The organism is Desulfurella sp., assembly GCF_049977265.1.
Classification (GTDB): Bacteria; Campylobacterota_A; Desulfurellia; order Desulfurellales; family Desulfurellaceae; genus Desulfurella.
The window spans coordinates 1-1,939 of the sequence record NZ_JBMFGQ010000087.1; the positions used below are offsets into that span (position 1 = coordinate 1).

Sequence of the window (1,939 nt, forward strand, 5' to 3'; positions counted from 1 at the left end):
AACTGCAAATTCGTCAAAAGCTGTAATATAGCTTGTTTAGTTTACCTATCATTTTGTCAATACTATAGCTTTCTCTAACTTCTTCGTATAATTTGTTACTATATTCCAAAAATTTGCTCTTGTTGTTCACAGCATTAAGAATTTTTAAAGCAAGATCACTGCTATTAAGATTTTTAAATAAAATTCCATTTTGCTTGTGCCTTATAATTTCTCTATTCCCGTAAGTATCAGAAGCAATTACGGGTAATTTGCAAGCTCCTGCTTCTATAATTACAATAGGCAAACCTTCCCATCTGGATGGTAAAATAAAAAAGTCTGCGCATTTCATAAACTCATATATATTATCTTTTTTGCCTTGAAAAGAAACCAAATCGGTTAAATTATTTTCTATGGCGAATTTTTTTGATTCGTTTAAGGTTTTTCCATCACCCACAAAAACAAACAACATATCCTTGCAATCATAATTTGCTTGCAAAGTCTTAATAGATTGCAATAGTATGTCATAGCCTTTTTGGAAATCAAATCTTGCAACTGTCAAGAAAATATATTTACCTTCAGGCAAATTGAGTTTTTTGCGTAGTTCTTCTTTGGACGAAACTGTGCTATCTATAGTAGAAAAATCAATACCGTTTGTGATATACTCAATTTTTCTGCTATCGATACGGTAATTTTCTACAATAAAATCTCTATCTTCTTTGGATACAGATATGACTTTGCTGACTTTGCTAAAAAGATATTTTTCAAGATTGAACCTCAGATGATACTTTATTTTGGAAAAAAGTTGCTCTTTGAAAAATTCGTATTTATGTATGTGCATTCCATGAGCTGTAAAAATTATTGGAATTTCATAGAAAGACGTGTGATGAAATTTGTAAAAACTAAAAAGCGGTTTTAAATGGTGTATATGAATGATATCTGGCTTATATTGTAGTACTAAATCAGGATGATAGCCGGAAGAAATCAAAGATACGTTTTTAAAATCTTTAAATTTGCCTTTTGTTTCCCCGCCTTTTGCAAAAATAAAAAACTCAATATTTTCCATTGCTTTAGCTATTTGGTATATATGCTCAAGACCACCACCTACTTTAAACTCGTCCGTCACTAAAGCTATTTTCAATTAAACCCCTTCACACATAATGAAAAATAAAAAGCGAGTGTTCTTAATAGACCTTGCTTGTTAGTGCCAAATTTTAATGTTTCAATTGTTTTTTGCAAGTGTTTTTGATTCTTAATCTTTAACAGGCGTTCTAAGTCAAGTCTGTTTTTTTTAGGTAAAATTGATTTATATCTTTCATAAAAAACTTCTGCTTGCATTAAAGCTTTTTTAAAACCATTATAAATAAGCTCAGGCTCTTGCTTAAAATTTTTAAGCTTATTTCCTATCGAGGAAATATTCCAAGCTGATGCTCCAATATTATTGCTTGCATGTTGCCTGTAGCAAAACAAAGACTCATCAATATAGTCTATTTTCCCAAAAGCTGTAGCAACAAGCACAAGCCACCAATCATGCATAAAAGCTTCCTTGGGTATAGGAAGAGCGAGTTTTAAAAGATTTTGATTTACAATCATTGCACAGCCAGGAACAATATTTTGAATAAGTGATTGTTTAAAAGTTTTAAACGTTTTTGGATAAAAACCCTGATATTTCATGCCGGAATTACTTATAATCTGCAAATTTTTATCGACGATTTTCATATCGCTGAATACAAGAAAAGGTATATGCTTACCGTAAATTTTCTCAAACCAGGATATTCTGTTAATCATGCGCTCAGCTTTATTGGGTAGCCAAATATCGTCTTGGTCACACAAAAAAACATAATCAGCCGATGTGTTGCTAAGTATAATACTAAAATTTTCTAATATACCCATATTGTTTTTATTAACTGATATTATCTCTATCGGTAAACCCTTTTTTTGGTAAGATAACAATATCTCAACA

General features: G+C 30.8%; 2 protein-coding genes. Both read right to left on the reverse strand.

The window, feature by feature from the left end:
* Nucleotides 1-13: 13 nt before the first annotated feature.
* Entirely contained in the window at nucleotides 14-1,117 is a 1,104-nt protein-coding gene (locus tag ACP5FO_RS08735) for a glycosyltransferase family 4 protein (protein WP_428157418.1), read from the reverse strand.
* Nucleotides 1,114-1,939, reverse strand: an 826-nt coding sequence (locus ACP5FO_RS08740; protein WP_428157419.1) for a glycosyltransferase, incomplete at its 5' end; no start/stop codon positions are given. The genes ACP5FO_RS08740 and ACP5FO_RS08735, both read right to left, overlap by 4 nt.